At 67.5% G+C, this 15141-nt stretch carries 16 protein-coding genes and 1 pseudogene; 1 reads left to right on the top strand and 16 read right to left on the bottom strand.

The window, feature by feature from the left end:
* Window positions 1-38: 38 nt before the first annotated feature.
* From coaBC to ABIB54_RS10140, 14 genes and pseudogenes are all read right to left on the bottom strand, one after another.
* Window positions 39-1232 (bottom strand): annotated as a pseudogene (gene coaBC, locus ABIB54_RS10205) (bifunctional phosphopantothenoylcysteine decarboxylase/phosphopantothenate--cysteine ligase CoaBC); the annotation flags it as partial.
* A 39-nt stretch (window positions 1233-1271) separates the two neighbouring features.
* The gene (rpoZ, locus tag ABIB54_RS10200; protein WP_185200659.1) at window positions 1272-1538 is read right to left on the bottom strand and encodes a DNA-directed RNA polymerase subunit omega; all 267 of its coding nucleotides are present in this window, start codon (window positions 1536-1538) and stop codon (window positions 1272-1274) included.
* Window positions 1531-2454 (bottom strand): guanylate kinase, encoded by a 924-nt coding sequence (gmk, locus tag ABIB54_RS10195; protein WP_354575413.1) that lies wholly within the window; start codon window positions 2452-2454, stop codon window positions 1531-1533. Before gmk ends, rpoZ begins: the two co-directional genes overlap by 8 nt.
* Window positions 2442-3377 (bottom strand): orotidine-5'-phosphate decarboxylase, encoded by a 936-nt coding sequence (gene pyrF, locus ABIB54_RS10190; protein ID WP_502917114.1) that lies wholly within the window; start codon window positions 3375-3377, stop codon window positions 2442-2444. The genes gmk and pyrF overlap by 13 nt, the downstream gene beginning before the upstream one ends.
* Window positions 3337-6642 carry a carbamoyl-phosphate synthase large subunit gene (carB, locus tag ABIB54_RS10185; RefSeq protein ID WP_354575411.1) on the bottom strand — a complete coding sequence of 1102 codons (3306 nt, stop codon included), beginning with the start codon at window positions 6640-6642 and terminating at the stop codon, window positions 3337-3339. Before carB ends, pyrF begins: the two co-directional genes overlap by 41 nt.
* Window positions 6642-7814, bottom strand: coding sequence for a glutamine-hydrolyzing carbamoyl-phosphate synthase small subunit (carA, locus tag ABIB54_RS10180; RefSeq protein WP_354575410.1), 1173 nt, complete (start codon window positions 7812-7814; stop codon window positions 6642-6644). The genes carB and carA overlap by 1 nt, the downstream gene beginning before the upstream one ends.
* Window positions 7811-8326 (bottom strand): PH-like domain-containing protein, encoded by a 516-nt coding sequence (locus tag ABIB54_RS10175; protein WP_354575409.1) that lies wholly within the window; start codon window positions 8324-8326, stop codon window positions 7811-7813. Before ABIB54_RS10175 ends, carA begins: the two co-directional genes overlap by 4 nt.
* On the bottom strand, window positions 8319-9668 hold the full coding sequence (locus ABIB54_RS10170) for a dihydroorotase (RefSeq protein ID WP_354575408.1): 1350 nt from the start codon (window positions 9666-9668) through the stop codon (window positions 8319-8321). Before ABIB54_RS10170 ends, ABIB54_RS10175 begins: the two co-directional genes overlap by 8 nt.
* The gene (locus ABIB54_RS10165; protein ID WP_354575407.1) at window positions 9665-10615 is read right to left on the bottom strand and encodes an aspartate carbamoyltransferase catalytic subunit; all 951 of its coding nucleotides are present in this window, start codon (window positions 10613-10615) and stop codon (window positions 9665-9667) included. The genes ABIB54_RS10170 and ABIB54_RS10165 overlap by 4 nt, the downstream gene beginning before the upstream one ends.
* On the bottom strand, window positions 10612-11151 hold the full coding sequence (pyrR, locus tag ABIB54_RS10160) for a bifunctional pyr operon transcriptional regulator/uracil phosphoribosyltransferase PyrR (protein ID WP_354575406.1): 540 nt from the start codon (window positions 11149-11151) through the stop codon (window positions 10612-10614). The genes ABIB54_RS10165 and pyrR overlap by 4 nt, the downstream gene beginning before the upstream one ends.
* Before the next feature lie 110 nt (window positions 11152-11261).
* On the bottom strand, window positions 11262-11675 hold the full coding sequence (nusB, locus tag ABIB54_RS10155; protein ID WP_185200667.1) for a transcription antitermination factor NusB: 414 nt from the start codon (window positions 11673-11675) through the stop codon (window positions 11262-11264).
* Complete coding sequence (gene efp, locus ABIB54_RS10150; RefSeq protein ID WP_185200668.1) at window positions 11675-12235, bottom strand: elongation factor P; 561 nt, start codon at window positions 12233-12235, stop codon at window positions 11675-11677. The genes nusB and efp overlap by 1 nt, the downstream gene beginning before the upstream one ends.
* A gap of 77 nt (window positions 12236-12312) precedes the next feature.
* Window positions 12313-12753: a type II 3-dehydroquinate dehydratase gene (locus ABIB54_RS10145; RefSeq protein WP_354575405.1), complete on the bottom strand. Its 441-nt coding sequence runs from the start codon at window positions 12751-12753 to the stop codon at window positions 12313-12315.
* A 64-nt stretch (window positions 12754-12817) separates the two neighbouring features.
* On the bottom strand, window positions 12818-13096 hold the full coding sequence (locus ABIB54_RS10140; protein ID WP_354575404.1) for a hypothetical protein: 279 nt from the start codon (window positions 13094-13096) through the stop codon (window positions 12818-12820).
* Window positions 13097-13112: 16 nt separating this feature from the next.
* Between ABIB54_RS10140 and ABIB54_RS10135 the strand changes: the two genes are divergently transcribed.
* On the top strand, window positions 13113-13421 hold the full coding sequence (locus tag ABIB54_RS10135) for a hypothetical protein (RefSeq protein ID WP_354575403.1): 309 nt from the start codon (window positions 13113-13115) through the stop codon (window positions 13419-13421).
* A gap of 129 nt (window positions 13422-13550) precedes the next feature.
* Here the strand turns inward: ABIB54_RS10135 and aroB are convergent, their stop codons facing one another.
* Both aroB and ABIB54_RS10125 read right to left on the bottom strand, forming a co-directional pair.
* Window positions 13551-14624, bottom strand: coding sequence for a 3-dehydroquinate synthase (aroB, locus tag ABIB54_RS10130; RefSeq protein WP_354575402.1), 1074 nt, complete (start codon window positions 14622-14624; stop codon window positions 13551-13553).
* The gene (locus ABIB54_RS10125) at window positions 14621-15127 is read right to left on the bottom strand and encodes a shikimate kinase (RefSeq protein WP_354575401.1); all 507 of its coding nucleotides are present in this window, start codon (window positions 15125-15127) and stop codon (window positions 14621-14623) included. Before ABIB54_RS10125 ends, aroB begins: the two co-directional genes overlap by 4 nt.
* Window positions 15128-15141 lie beyond the last annotated feature (14 nt).

The following is a 15141-nucleotide window of genomic DNA, read 5'->3' as shown; positions in this document are numbered from 1 at the left end:
AGGTCGTTCGGGGGGCGAGTGACGGCCTCGGGCCGAGATCAGGCGAAGCGCGCGACGACGGCATCGAGGATGCGATCGGCCACCGTCTGCTTGCTCCCGGAGGCCTCCATCACTATATCTCCGAGCCTGTCGAGAACGACGACGGTATTGCCTTCTGTGCCGAAACCCTCAGTCCAGCCGACCCGGTTGAGGACGAGAAGGTCGCTGCCCTTCCTCACGATCTTCGCCCGACCGAGGGCGAGCAGGGCATCCCGATCCTGCTCCGTCTCTGCCGCGAAACCCACGATGATCTGGCCGGGACCCCGGCTCTCGCCGAGCCCCGCGAGGATGTCGGGATTCTTCACCAGTTCGAGCGTGAGCCGGTCACCGGTGGTCTCTTTCTTGATCTTCGCCTCGGCCACGGATTCGGGACGATAGTCCGCCACCGCCGCGGCCATGATCACCACATCGGCCTCCGGGGCGGCATCCCGCATCGCGGCCGCGAGTTCCAGCGTCGAACCGACGTGCAAGACGCGCATGGACGCGGGCGTCTGCACCTCGAGGTTCGCTCCGATGAGAGTCACTTCCGCCCCGCGCGCAACCGCGGCGCGGGCGAGGGCGAGTCCCTGCTTGCCGCTCGACCGGTTACCGAGGTAGCGCACCGGGTCGAGCGCCTCCCGGGTTCCTCCCGCGGAGACGAGGATGCGTCGGCCCACCAGATCCTTCGGTTCCAGCACGGCGAGGGCCGCCCGCACGATCTCGTCGGGCTCCTCGAGACGACCGGGCCCGGAGTCGGCGCCGGTGAGTTGCCCGACGGCGGGACCGACGACGGTGACGCCCCGAGAGCGGAGCACGTCGATGTTGTGCACGGTAGCCGGATGCTGCCACATCTCGGTGTGCATCGCCGGAGCGATGACCACGGGCGCGCGACTGGCGAGCACCGTGTTACCGAGCAGGTCGTCGGCGAGCCCCGCGGCGAGTTTCGCGATGCTGTTGGCGGTCGCCGGAGCGATCACGATGAGGTCGGCGGCCTGTCCGATCGCCACGTGCCGAACCTCGGCCACACCCTCGTAGAGGTCGGTGTGCACGATGTTGCGGCTGATGGCCTCCAGTGTCGGCTTTCCGACGAAGCGCAGTGCCGCATCGGTCGCGACGACGTGCACATCGTGACCCGCCAGCACCAGTCCACGGATCACATTCACCGCTTTGTAGGCGGCGATGCCACCGGTGACACCGACGACGATATTCACCTGGCCACCCCTCCGACGGGTTCGAGCACCAGACTCCGGAAGTTACTCGACGGGCTCGGCGAGGGCCTTGACGACGAGCTTGTCCTCGTTGATCTCGTGCATCGCGACGGAGAGCGGCTTGTCGTCGATGGTGGAGTCGACCAGCGGTCCGACGTTGTCGAAGAGGCTGCCTTCGTGAAGGTCCGCGTAGTAGTCGTTGATCTGGCGAGCACGCTTGGAAGCGAAGATCACCAGTGCATACTTCGAGTCGACCTTCGACAGCAGTTCGTCGATGGGCGGATCGATGATGCCTTTGGCGCGTTCAACCATGCGTAAAACTCCTGTTGTTTTTGGGGATTGCCATCAAGTCTACGACTTCGCGGGCGGCGGCGCTCACTTCGGAGTTGACGACGCGGTGATCGAACTCGTCCTGGGCGGCCAATTCCACCTTCGCGGTCTCGAGTCGCCGCTGCTGTTCCGCCGAGTCCTCGGTGCCCCGACCGATGAGGCGGCGCACGAGTTCATCCCAGGTGGGAGGCAGGAGGAAGACGAGCACCGCCTCCGGCATGACCTCTCGAACTGACCGCGCGCCCTGCAGGTCGATCTCGAGCAGCACGCTCTTTCCCGCCGCGAGGGCTTCGTCGATGGGCGCACGGGGCGTTCCGTATCGGAAGGCGTTGTGCACTGTCGCCGTCTCGAGCATCTGGCCCGTCTCGATGAGCCGGTCGAAGTCGGAATCGCTCACGAAGTAGTAGTTGACGCCGTGCACCTCGCCGGCGCGCGGCGCGCGGGTGGTCGCGGAGACCGAGAGGTGCACCTCGGGGTAGTTCTCCCTGATATAGGTGGAGACGGTGCCCTTGCCCACGGCGGTCGGTCCGGCGAGAACCACGAGACGAGCGAGATCCGGGCTGTCCCGGTGCTCGCGATGGGCCAGCCATTCCACGAGTTTGCGGCGCTGGCGCACTCCGAGACCACCGACCCGCTTGGACTCGGCGATGCCGAGCTGGTCCATCGCCTTCGCGGCGCGGGTCGGGCCGAGAGTCGGGATGCTGGTGAGCAGTTCACGCACGCGGAGGCTCGCCTCGGCGGTGGCCGAGGGGTCCGTCCAGGCGGCCTCGACGACATCCACGGCGCTGCGCTCTCGGTCGTGGACGGCGAGCTTGACGGATGCCCTGGCGCGGCGCGCGGCGACGGCGGCGTGGGCCGCCGCGACCCGATCGACCTCCGGCGGGGCTACGCGCGGCACTCGAACACCTCCGCGGCCTGCACCCGGATCGCTTCCGCGATGCCATCGGGACCGGCTTCGAGGATGCTGCGGGAGGCGCTCACGACCGTGACCGGCGCGGCGGGGCCGTACAGCCGGGCGAGATCGCCGAACCGCGCACCCTGGTGGCCGAAGCCCGGTGCGAGCACCGGGGAAGCGGGAGAAGCGGCGATGGCATCGAGGTCGAGCTCGAATTCGGTGAAGTCGACGGTGGCACCGAGCACGAGGCCGATCGAACCGACCCCTCGCAGCGGCGCGTCAGCCAGGGCCGTGCCCGATCCCCCTGAAGTATTCCACTCACCCACCCCAGTGACGATACTCGACGCGACCGTCTGACCGGCATGCGATCCGGAAGAAATCCGGGCGGTCTGCAGGGAATACGCCTCGGAATTGGAGGTCGCCGCGAGCACGAACACTCCCTTTCCACGCTTCACCGCGAGGGCCATCGGGGCCTCGATCGAGCCGAGCCCCATGTAGGCGGTCAGGGTGAGCGCATCCACCTCGAGTGGGCTTCCCTCCGAGAACCAGGCCTGGCCGTAGGCCTCGACGCTGGTGCCGAGATCGCCGCGTTTCGCATCCGCTATCACCAGGAGGCCGGCCTCGCGGGCAGCGTGGAGGATGCTTTCAAGTGCCGCGAATCCCGCCGACCCGTGCCTCTCGAAGAACGCGACCTGAGGCTTGACGATGCCAGCGGTGCCGGCGGCGGCCTCGACCACCCGCAGTCCGAATCGGCGGAGGCCGGCGGCGTCGTCCCCGAGCCCCCACCGTTCCAGCAGGTACGGATGCGGATCGATCCCCACGCACAGCTGTCCGTAGCGATCGAAGGCGTCGACCAGCCGGTCGCCGAAGGACGCTGCCGGCAGGTCAGACAAGGGCGGCCAGCCGCTCTGCCCGTTCGCTCGCATAGTCCTGGAGGGACTTGACGTCGAATCCGTCGCGGATCGACTCGATCGACGCGACCGCCGCGCCGAGTTGGGCGATCGTGGTGAAGAGCGGAAGATCTGCCGCAACGGCGGCCGCGCGAATCTCGTAGCCGTCCACCCGGGCACTCCGACCGCTGGGGGTGTTGATCACGATGTCCACCTGCGACCGGTTGATCAGGTCGACGATCGAGGGCTCCCCCTCGACCGACACATCGCCCTGGTCGTACTTGCGCACGACTCCCGCGGTGATGCCGTTTCGCGCCAGGATCTCCGCCGTGCCGATCGTCGCCAGAATGGTGAAGCCGAGCTGCTGGAGTCGCAGCACGGGCAGGATGATCGCGCGCTTGTCTCGATCCGCGACCGAGACGAAGACGCTCCCGCTGGTCGGAAGCCCGCCGTAGGCGGCCTCCTGACTCTTGGCGAAGGCCTTCGGGAAGTTGGAGTCGATGCCCATCACCTCGCCGGTCGAGCGCATCTCCGGGCCGAGCACCGAGTCGACGATGAGCCCCTCCTTGGTGCGGAACCGCTTGAACGGCAGCACGGCCTCCTTCACCGCCACGGGGGAGTCCATCGGCACGACCGAGCCGTCGGCCGCGGGAAGCATGCCCGATTCGACCAGGGAACGGATGCTCTGCCCCACCATGATGAGCGAGGCCGCCTTCGCGATCGGCAGGCCAAGCGCCTTGGCGACGAAGGGGACTGTGCGGCTGGCGCGCGGGTTCGCCTCGAGCACGTAGAGCACTCCGGCACCGATCGCGAACTGCACGTTGATGAGCCCTCGCACCCCGATGCCACGGGCGATGGCATGGGTCGCCTCGACGACCCGCTCGATCTGGTCGCGTCCGAGGGTGACCGGCGGCAGCGTGCAACTCGAGTCCCCCGAGTGGATACCCGCCTCCTCGATGTGCTCCATCACGCCGCCGACGTAGAGTTCCTCACCGTCGTAGAGGGCATCGATGTCGATCTCCACGGCGTCGTCGAGGAACCTGTCCACCAGCAGCGGATGGTCCGGGCCGACGATGCCCTGTCCGGCGACCCGGTCGAAGTAGTCGGCGAGCGATGGGCTGTCGTAAACGATCTCCATGCCGCGACCGCCGAGCACGTAGGAGGGCCGCACGAGCACCGGATAACCGATCTCCTCCGCGACAGCCACTGCGCCGCGGTAGTCGTAGGCCGTGCCGTTCCGGGGTGAGACGAGCCCCGCGGCATCCAGGATGCCCTGGAACAGTCCGCGTTCCTCTGCGAGGTCGATGGCTTCCGGGGTGGTTCCGAGGATCGTCACTCCGTTGGCCTTGAGGCCCTTGGCGAGGCCGAGTGCGGTCTGCCCGCCGAGCTGTACGACGACCCCGACGAGTTCGCCGCTCTGGCTCTCCGCGTGAATCACTTCGAGCACGTCCTCGAGGGTGAGCGGCTCGAAGTAGAGCCGGTCGCTGGTGTCGTAGTCGGTCGAGACCGTCTCCGGGTTGCAGTTGATCATGATCGTCTCGTAGCCGGCATCCGACAGCGCGAAAGAGGCGTGCACGCAGGAGTAGTCGAACTCGACGCCCTGGCCGATTCGGTTGGGGCCCGATCCGAGGATGACGACCTTGCGGCGTCCGCTCGGCCGAACCTCCGTCTCCTGGTCATAGCTCGAGTAGTGGTACGGGGTGAGGGCCGGGAATTCGCCGGCGCAGGTGTCCACAGTCTTGAAGACGGGGCGGACCCCGAAGGCGTGGCGGATGGTGCGCACCTCGTCCTCGGTCATGCCGCGGAGGGCCGCGATCTGGATGTCGCTGAAACCGTGGTCCTTCGCGAGGCGAAAGAGGCTCGCATCCAGTGCGCGCAAAGAGCCGATCTCATCGGCGACCTCGTTGATGAGCACGATCTGGTCGATGAACCAGGGGTCGATCTTGGTAGATTCGAAGACCTCCTCGATCGTCGCTCCGGCCCGCAGAGCCTGCTGAACCGTGACGATCCGACCGTCGGTCGGCACTGCCGCGATCGCCAGGAGGGCACCCTTGTCGCCGGGCTCGCCGTCCCAGTGGAAGCTGCTCCCGCGCTTCTCGAGCGAGCGGAGGGCCTTCTGCAACGCTGTGGAATAGTTGCGCCCGATGGCCATGGCTTCACCGACGGACTTCATGGTGGTGGTGAGAGTCGCATCCGCGGCCGGGAACTTCTCGAACGCGAACCGCGGCACCTTGACGACCACGTAGTCGAGGGTCGGCTCGAAGGAGGCGGGGGTCACCTTCGTGATGTCGTTGGGGATCTCGTCGAGGCGGTAGCCGATGGCGAGCTTTGCCGCGATCTTCGCGATCGGGAATCCGGTGGCCTTCGAGGCGAGCGCACTCGAACGGGAGACCCGGGGGTTCATCTCGATCACGATGACTCGCCCGTTGGCCGGGTCGATGGCGAACTGGATGTTGCAGCCACCCGTGTCGACGCCGACGGCCCGGATGATGTCGATGCCGATGTCTCGCATGTTCTGGTACTCGCGGTCGGTGAGGGTGAGAGCCGGAGCCACAGTGATCGAGTCGCCGGTGTGCACGCCGACCGGGTCGACGTTCTCGATAGAACAGACCACCACCGTGTTGTCGGCGGTGTCCCGCATCAGTTCGAGCTCGTATTCCTTCCAGCCGAGGATCGACTCCTCGAGCAGCACCTCGGTCGTCGGGCTCTGGTGCAGGCCGTCGCCGACGATGCGCACGAGTTCGGCCTCTGTGTAGGCGAAGCCGGAGCCGAGGCCGCCCATCGTGAAGGACGGCCGAACGACGAGCGGGTAGCCGAGGTCCTTCGCGAACTCGATGGCCTCGTCGACCGTGTGCGCGATGTGCGAGCGCGCGACGTCGGCACCGCACTCCAGCACCAGCTGCTTGAAGATCTGGCGGTCCTCGCCCTTGTTGATGGCCTCGAAGTTCGCGCCGATCAACTCGACGTCGTATTTCTCGAGGATGCCGTGATGGTGCAGGTCGATGGCCGCATTGAGCGCGGTCTGGCCGCCCAGGGTCGGCAGTATCGCATCCGGACGCTCCTTGGCGATGATCGTCTCGATGACCTGCCAGGTGATGGGCTCAACGTAGGTCGCATCGGCGAAGTCGGGATCGGTCATGATCGTGGCGGGGTTGGAGTTGATCAGGATGACCCGCACCCCCTCCTCGCGCAGCACGCGGCAGGCCTGCGTGCCGGAGTAGTCGAACTCGCAGGCCTGGCCGATCACGATCGGGCCGGAACCGATCACGAGCACCGAATTGATGTCGTCGCGCTTGGGCATTAGTTGCTCTCCGTCTGGTCGGTGGCGGTGCTGGAGGTCTCGTGCAGGTGGTCGACCACGAGATCGCGGAACCGGTCGAAGAGGTAGTTGGCGTCGTGCGGACCGGCCGCGGCCTCCGGGTGGTACTGCACCGAGAACGCGGGGATGTCGAGGGCATTGAGCCCCTCCACCACGTTGTCGTTGAGGTTGACGTGACTCACCTCGACCCGGCCGAAGCCCGCCGGCGACTCGAACGGCCCGTCGAGGGGCGCCTCGACCGCGAATCCGTGATTGTGCGAGGTGATCTCCACCCTTCCAGTGGCACGGTCGACCACCGGTTGGTTGATGCCGCGGTGACCGAAGGGCAGCTTGTAGGTGCCGAGCCCGAGGGCACGACCGAGCAGCTGGTTGCCGAAGCAGATGCCGAAGAACGGCAGTCCCTCGCGCAGCACGGCCCGCAGCAGCGCGACATGGGTCTCGGATGCGGCGGGGTCGCCCGGTCCGTTGGAATAGAACACGGCGTTGGGTTCGAGGGCGAGGAGCTCGTCGATCGTCACGTCCTGGGGAAGCACGTGCACCTCGAGACCGCGGGCGGAGAGGTATCCCAGAGTCGCGTTCTTCACTCCGAGGTCGAGCACCGCGACGGACCCGATCCGCTCCCCCTCGGCGGGGATCGTGACCCGCTCGGTCACCGAGACCTGGGCGGAGAGGTTGAGGCCGGACATCTCGGCTCCCCCGCGCACGATCGCCAGCTGCTCGGCGGGATCGAGGGCGGCATCCGCTCCCGAGAAGATGCCGGACCGCATGGCTCCGGAGTCGCGCAGGTGCAGGGTCGCGGCGCGGGTATCGATTCCGCTGATGCCGACGATCCCCTCGGAGACGAGCTGGTCGTCGAGGCTTCCGTCGGCGCGGTAGTTGGAGACGATGCGGGAGGGGTCCCGCACGGCGAACCCGGCCACCCAGATGCGACGCGATTCCGGATCCTCGTCATTCACCCCGGTGTTGCCGATGTGGGGGGCCGTCATGAGCACGATCTGCCCGGCGTAGGAGGGATCGGTGATCGTCTCCTGATAGCCGGTCATGCCCGTGGCGAAGACCGCTTCGCCCAGGGTGGTGCCGTGGGCGCCATAGGCATGCCCGCCGTAGCGGGTGCCATCTTCGAGAACGAGTACTGCGGGGTCGAAACGCTTCACGTGGCGTCGCCTTCCAGGGGAACGGGAGTGGGGAGCAGGGGGGTGACGATGTCGATGAGCGCGGCGGCATCCGCCGGATCGGTGAGTCTGAGGTAGCTGTCCACCGGTGTCGCGCCGAGCGTCCAGGCGAGTCGCACGAGTCCGCCCTTCTCGACGACACGGTCGATCGTGTAGGTGGCGCGGTCGATGCCGCGAAGGGCGGCCTTGGCCAGGAAGGTCTCGGCTGCGCCGGTGCGGGAGAGGATGATTCCCGAATCGGTCACCGTCACCGTGGCACGCGCGCGGAATCCGAGGCCAGCCACGGCGATCCGGTTGAGTTCGTCGTCGGCCATGGTCGTGGCGACGTAGAACGCCTCGGCGGTGAACAGTTCGGTTCCGGGATCGGCGGGAACGGCATCCGGTCTGGGCAGGTGGGCTTGGCGCTTCTGGCGTCCTCTCCACCCGATCACCATGCCGGCGAGTGCCAACACGATGACGGCGATCACGATGGCCGTGGAGCTCGTCCTATCCATTGCGGGCTCCCGCCTGGTCGAACGCGCGGGCCGCCGCCGCGACCGCCTCTGCCTCGACCAGTTCGCCGTCGAGCACTGTGGCGTAGCCATGGTGAACCGTGGTCACGACCCGTCCGGGAAGGCTCGTCGAGAGGTAGGGCGAGTTGAGCCCCTTGCCCCGGAGCTGCGTGGTCTCGAAGATCCGGCTCACGCTCGGATCGTAGAGGGTGAAGGATGCCGGGGCGCCGACGGCGATTCCCCTCTCGTAGCCCTCGAGCTGCCCGATCGCGGCCGGCGTGCGGGAGAGCACGCGGGCGACATCGGCCCAGTCCAGCAGCCCGGTGTCGACCACGGAGGCCTGCACCACGCTGAGGGCGGACTCGAGTCCCACCATCCCGAAGGCGGCTGCCTCCCACTCGCAGTCCTTCGCCTCGACCGGGTGCGGCGCGTGATCGGTCGCAACGATGTCGATGGTGCCGTCGGCGAGCCCCTCGCGCACGGCGCGCACATCCTCGTCCCGGCGCAGCGGCGGGTTCACCTTGTAGCGCGAGTCGTAGCTCGCCACCAGCTGTTCGGTGAGCAGCAGGTGATGCGGTGTGACCTCGGCTGTCACGTCGATGCCCCGCGCCTTCGCCCAGCGCACCACCTCGACCGATCCCGCGGTGGACAGGTGGCACACGTGCAGACGGGCACCCACGTGCTGGGCGAGGAGTACGTCTCGGGCGATGATCGCTTCCTCGGCCACGGCCGGCCAGCCGGCCAGGCCCAGTTCGCCGGAGAGCGTTCCCTCGTTCATCTGGGCGCCCTCGGTGAGGCGAGGCTCCTGGGCGTGCTGGGCGATCACTCCCCCGAAGGTCTTCACGTATTCGAGCGCGCGCCGCATCAGCAGCGGGTCGGAGACGCACTTGCCGTCGTCGGAGAACACCCGCACGCGAGCGCGGCTGTTCGCCATCGCCCCGATCTCGCTGAGCTGTTGGCCCTCGAGGCCGCGAGTGACGGCACCGATCGGGCGCACCGTCACGTAGCCGTGGCGGTCGCCGAGGGACATCACCTGCTCGACGACACCGGCGGTATCGGCGACCGGTGAGGTGTTCGCCATCGCGTGGACTGCCGTGAATCCGCCGATCGCGGCGGCGCGGGAGCCGCTCAGCACGGTCTCGCTCTGCTCGAACCCGGGCTCGCGCAAGTGGGTGTGCAGGTCGACGAGGCCGGGGAGCGCGATCAGGCCGGCTCCGTCGATGAGACGATCCGCGGAGGCGAAGATCGCGCGGCCGAGCTCGGCGATGTGTCCGTCGCGAACCAGGATGTCGGTGCTCGTGCCGTCCACGAGAGTCGCCGCTCTCACCAGGATGGTCTCGGTCATTGCTTTCCTCCCTCGCCGGAGAGCGTGAGATAGAGCACGGCCATCCGGATCGACACCCCGTTGGCGACCTGCTCGAGCACGGTGGAGCGCGGCGAGTCGGCGGCGCCCGCCGAGATCTCCAGCCCTCGATTCATCGGTCCGGGATGCATCACCATCGTATCGGCGGCCAGCATGGCGAGCCGCGCGTCGTCGAGGCCCCAGAGGCGCGAATACTCCCGCGCGCTCGGGAAGTAGGCGGCGTGCATCCGCTCGCCCTGGATGCGCAGCATCATGACCACGTCGGGGCGTTGCGCCAGAGCCCGGTCGAGGTCGTAGAGCACCGTGACCGGCCAGTTCTCGATCCCGATCGGCAGCAGGGTGGCTGGCGCGACGAAGGTGACGCTCGCCCCGAGGGCGGTCAACAGCCAGGCGTTAGAGCGTGCGACCCGCGAGTGGAGGATGTCGCCGACGATCGTCACGGTGACCCCGTCGAGGTCGCGCCCCCGTGATCCGGCGCCGTGGAGTCGGCGGCGCATCGTGAATGCATCGAGCAGCGCCTGGGTCGGATGCTCGTGGGTGCCGTCGCCGGCGTTGATCACCGGGGCGTCGATCCAGCCGGAGTCGGCGAGCACCCGCGGGGCCCCGGAAGACCCGTGGCGGATGACGACGGCATCCGCTCCGATCGCGGCGAGAGTCTGCGCCGTGTCCTTGAGGCTCTCCCCCTTCGACACGCTCGATCCCTTTGCGCTGAAGTTGATCACGTCGGCGGAGAGTCGCTTGGCCGCCGCCTCGAACGAGATCCTGGTGCGCGTAGAGTCCTCGAAGAACAGGTTCACCACAGTCCTGCCGCGAAGGGCAGGCAACTTGCGAACCTCACGGTCCGCGACCTCCGCCATGTCCTCTGCAACGTCGAGGATGGTGATCGCCTCCTCGCGGGACAGGTCGCGCGTGCTCAGCAGATGCTTCACGCTGTGGCCTCTTCAATGGAGACGAACTCGTCACCGTCGATCTCCTGCAGATGCACGTTGATGCGCTCATTCTGGGAGGACGGCAGGTTCTTGCCCACGAAGTCGGGGCGGATCGGCAGCTCCCGATGACCGCGGTCGATGAGCGTGGCGAGCCTCACGATCGCCGGCCTTCCGATGCCGCCGAGGGCGTCGAGTGCGGCACGGATCGTGCGGCCGGAGTAGAGCACATCGTCGATGAGCACCACCGTCGTTCCGTCGATCCCGCCGGCGGGCACCTGGGTGGGCGACGGAACGCGGGTGGGGTTCCGACCGAGATCGTCGCGGAACATGGTGACATCGAGCGCCCCGGTCGGCACCGGCGTGCCGGAGATCTCGGCGAGGAGCCGGCCGATGCGGGTGGCGAGCACCACTCCACGCGTCGGGATGCCCAGGATGACGAGGTTGTCCGGCCCCCGGTTGGACTCGAGGATCTCGTGCGAGATCCGAGTCAACGCCCGGGTGATGTCAGCGTGCTGCAGCACAGTGCGTGCAGGCAATCTGACCTCCTTCCCCGCCTCTCTGGACGGAATTTAAGGATGGCTATTGGTGACGACTATACCGCGCGCCGCGATCGCCGGCGAAACCGTGGGGTCGCGCCGGGCACGGGTCAGGCGCGGGTTTGGGCGATGCGACCCAGCAGTCCGTTCACAAAGCCGGCGGAGTCCTCGGTGCTGAGGGACTTCGCCGCCTCGACGGCCTCGGAGATCGCCACGCTGTCGGGGATCTCGTCGTTGAAGAGCAGCTCCCAGATGCCGATGCGCACGATCGCGCGGTCGGTGACGGGCATCCGGTTGATGGTCCAGCCCTGCGCGTAGGTCTCGATGAGCTCGTCGATCTCGTCGCCGTGCTCGCCGATCCCCTCGACGATGGTGCGGGCGTAGACCCAGGAGTTCCAGCGGTCGGGTTCGCTCTTCGCCCGGTCCGCTTCGAGAGCGATCGCCGCATTCAGTGAGATCTCGCGGAGGTCGGCGCCGTACAACAGGTCGATCGCGCGCTTTCGCGCCTTGGTTCGCGCTCCCACTAGTTGACGCGACCGAGGTAGCTGCCGTCGCGGGTGTCGACCTTGACCTTCGTGCCCTGCTCGAGGAACAGCGGAACCTGGATCTGGTATCCGGTCTCGACGGTCGCCGGCTTCGTGCCACCGGTGGAGCGGTCGCCCTGAAGGCCGGGCTCCGTGTAGGTGATCTCGAGGGTGACGGATGCCGGCAGCTCGACGTAGAGCGGGTCGCCGTTGTGCAGCGCGATGGTCACGTTCTGGTTCTCGAGCATGAAGTTGGCGGCATCCCCCACCTGCGGGGCGGTGAGGGTGATCTGGTCATAGTTGCCGACATCCATGAAGACGTAGTTCTCGCCATCGGCGTACAGGTACTGGAACTCGGAGCGGTCGACCGTCTCGGTCTCGATCTTCGCCCCCGCGTTGAACGTGCGGTCGACGACCTTGCCGCTCATGACGTTCTTGACCTTGGTGCGCACGAAGGCGCCGCCCTTGCCCGGCTTCACGTGCTGGAAGTCGATAACGGTCCAGAGCTGGCCGTCCATGTTGAGAACGACGCCGTTCCTGATGTCAGCGGTTGAGGCCATGACTGTAAATCCGTTCGATCTGGAGATGAGAATATTCAGCGCTCACGCGCGGGGAAACCAGCTAGTGAGTCTACCGTCTAGCCGAGTTTGCGGTTGATCGCGTCGAGAGCGAGCAGGTAGGAGTCGAATCCGAATCCGGCGATCACCCCCGTCGCGACCCCCGAGATCACGCTGGTGTGGCGGAATTCCTCACGGGCATGGGGGTTGGAGAGGTGCACCTCCACGAGGATCAGGCCGGCCTTGGTCACCAGCGCGGCGGCATCCCGCAGCGCGTAGGAATAGTGCGTGAAGGCCGCCGGATTGAGGATGACCGGGCTCGCGGTGTCCACGGCCTCGTAGAGCCAGCCGATCAGTTCGGCCTCGTCGTTGGTCTGCCGCAGGTCGATCGCGTGGCCGGGAGGGGCCTCCCGATCGAGCGCGATTCGGAGGTCCTCGAGGGTCCCGCTGCCGTAGACATCCGGTTCGCGGCTTCCGAGCCGGCCGAGGTTCGGGCCATTGAGAACGAGGATGCTGACCATGGCGTCGAGCCTAGCGGTCGGGGTCTGGTGCGCGTGGCAGGCCGCGCGATCGGGCCGGCGGTCGTCATCCGGTCGGGCCGCAGACCGCGGCTTCGGTCGCGATGCCGGCTGCGCGGCCGGTCGCGGTGGCGGCTGCGCGGCCGGTCGCGGTGGCGGCTGCGCGGCCGGTCGCGGTGGCGACCACGCGGCCGGTCGCGGTGCCAGCCGCGGTGGCGACCACGCTGCCGGTCGCGGTGGCGCAGACCGGGCGGGCCCCACAGCGGAGATCCCCCGGGAACTGCGGCGAGTCGGGAGCCGTCCACGGCGCGTCTTCCCGGGCATCCGCCGGCAGACGCTGCCGCACGCGACAGAATGGAGCCATGGGACTTGAACCAGACGGATTCTCGACTTCTTTCGGAGTCATCTTCGGGCTCGTTACTGCGGTGGTGATCGTCGGTTTCGTGGTCATCATCGCGCTGACCATCCGCAATGCGGCTCGCGTGCGAAATTCGGGGCACGATCCGCTTACCCTGCAGACCGACCTGGCCGTGAAGCTGCTCGACAGTGAGGCGCTCACGCCGGCGAAATCGCTCGAGAGCCGCCTGCTCGAACTGGATGCGCTGCTCGCGAAAGGCACGATCACCTCAGACGAGCATGCCGCGGCCCGCGCGCGGTTGCTCGCCGGTTGAGCGTCCGCTCCCCGTTCCGGGCCGTCACGGACACTCCGGGCTGGCGTGCTGGCCCGGAGTGTCCGAAACCGCCCGGTTTTGGCGAGACCCGGCGTTCGGGAGACCACGCTGCGCCGCGCCCGAGCCGAGCTACGAGCCGATCTCCTGGTAGGCCGCGAACAGCAGGCTCTCGTCGGGACCGGTGAGAACTGTCGGCTTGGCGACGTCATCGAGCACGATGAACCGCAACAGCGATCCACGAGCCTTTTTGTCGCGTTTCATCACCGAGAGCAGCGTCTGCCAGCGTCCCGCGGGGTACGAGATCGGCAGTTGGAGGGACGTGAGGATGCTGCGGTGCCGGTCGACGACGGCATCCGGCAGTCGTCCGGTGAGCCGGGCCAGCTCCGCGGCGTAGACCATGCCGATGGCGACCGCCGCACCGTGGCGCCACTGGAACCGTTCCGCGTACTCGACGGCATGCCCGAGGGTGTGGCCGTAATTGAGGATCTCGCGCAGCCCGTTCTCCTTGAAGTCATGCCCCACCACGCGCGCCTTGAGTCCGATCGACAGCTCCACCATGCGACGGAACTCGTCGGAGGCTGAGTTCGTGGCGACATCCACGTCTCGTTCGATGATGTCGAGGATCTCCGGCTCACCGATGAAACCGCATTTGACCACCTCGCCGAACCCGGCGAGGATCTCCATCTGGCTGAGTCCCTCGAGGGTGTCGAGGTCGACGACGACTCCGGCCGGGGCGTGGAACGCCCCCACGAGGTTCTTCCCCTCGTTGGTGTTGATCCCGGTCTTGCCGCCGATCGAGGCATCCACCATCCCGAGCAGTGTCGTCGGCACATTGATCAGGCGGATGCCGCGCAGCCAGGTGGCGGCCACGAAACCGGCGAGGTCGGTGACCGCTCCCCCGCCGAAACCGATCACGACGTCGGTGCGGGTGAAGTCGGACTGGCCCATCACCTGCCAGCAGAATGCGGCGACCTCCACGCGCTTTCCCGTCTCGGCGTCCGGAATCTCGGCGAGGAGAACCTCGAAGTCCGCACTCAGCGTCTCCCGCAGGCGCTCGGCCCGCGCACCGAGGGTGGCCGGATGCACGATGAGCACCTTGCGCGCGTCCGGACCGATCAGGGCCGGGAGGGTGGAGAGGATGTCGCGACCGACGGTGACCTCATAGGAGTCGACCCCGGGGACGGTGATGGTGGTGGAGCTCATGGTGCCTTCTCTTCTGCGACGTCGGTGGGGGTCTCCTCGGAGATCCAGGTGGCGATCTCGGCCGCGATGTGGTCGATCGGGCGGTCAGAGGTGTCCCAGGTGCGCGTCGCGAGGCGTTCGTAGATCTCGCGCCGGGACGCGACGAGCTCAGACCAGGTGTCGATTCCGCTGATCAGCGGACGACCCGTGCCGAGGATGCGCGCCGCGACCGCATCGGGACTCACCGTGATGAGCGCGATGCGGTGGGCGAGCAGATCGCGCTGGGTCACCGGGTCGATGATCGCCCCGCCGCCGAGCGCGACGACCGCGCGTTCCCCCAACGCCTTCGTCACCTCGGCGCGCTCGAGCGCCCGGTAGTACTTCTCGCCGTGTTCGCTGAAAATCTGGGCGATCGGGCCGTGACCCGCCACGATGCGACGGTCGGTGTCGACGAAGGGCGCCCCGAGGATGCGTGCGATCCGCTTTCCGAGCCGCGTCTTTCCCGCTGCCGGTGGCCCGATCAAGACGAGATAGGGTC

The organism is Frigoribacterium sp. UYMn621, from assembly GCF_040549525.1.
Lineage (GTDB): Bacteria > Actinomycetota > Actinomycetes > Actinomycetales > Microbacteriaceae > Lacisediminihabitans.
The sequence above is the reverse complement of the archived record's forward strand: the minus strand, read 5'-3'. Positions and strand labels throughout refer to the sequence as shown.

Bases quoted from the DNA above. Each gene is read 5' to 3' on its own strand.
- rpoZ (WP_185200659.1), bottom strand. From the start codon at position 1,538: ATGGTTGAACGCGCCAAAGGCATCATCGATCCGCCCATCGACGAACTG.
- pyrF (WP_502917114.1), bottom strand. From the start codon at position 3,377: ATGCGAGCGAACGGGCAGAGCGGCTGGCCGCCCTTGTCTGACCTGCCG.
- carB (WP_354575411.1), bottom strand. From the start codon at position 6,642: ATGCCCAAGCGCGACGACATCAATTCGGTGCTCGTGATCGGTTCCGGC.
- ABIB54_RS10175 (WP_354575409.1), bottom strand. From the start codon at position 8,326: ATGGATAGGACGAGCTCCACGGCCATCGTGATCGCCGTCATCGTGTTG.
- ABIB54_RS10170 (WP_354575408.1), bottom strand. From the start codon at position 9,668: ATGACCGAGACCATCCTGGTGAGAGCGGCGACTCTCGTGGACGGCACG.
- efp (WP_185200668.1), bottom strand. From the start codon at position 12,235: ATGGCCTCAACCGCTGACATCAGGAACGGCGTCGTTCTCAACATGGAC.
- ABIB54_RS10145 (WP_354575405.1), bottom strand. From the start codon at position 12,753: ATGGTCAGCATCCTCGTTCTCAATGGCCCGAACCTCGGCCGGCTCGGA.
- ABIB54_RS10135 (WP_354575403.1), top strand. From the start codon at position 13,113: ATGGGACTTGAACCAGACGGATTCTCGACTTCTTTCGGAGTCATCTTC.
- aroB (WP_354575402.1), bottom strand. From the start codon at position 14,624: ATGAGCTCCACCACCATCACCGTCCCCGGGGTCGACTCCTATGAGGTC.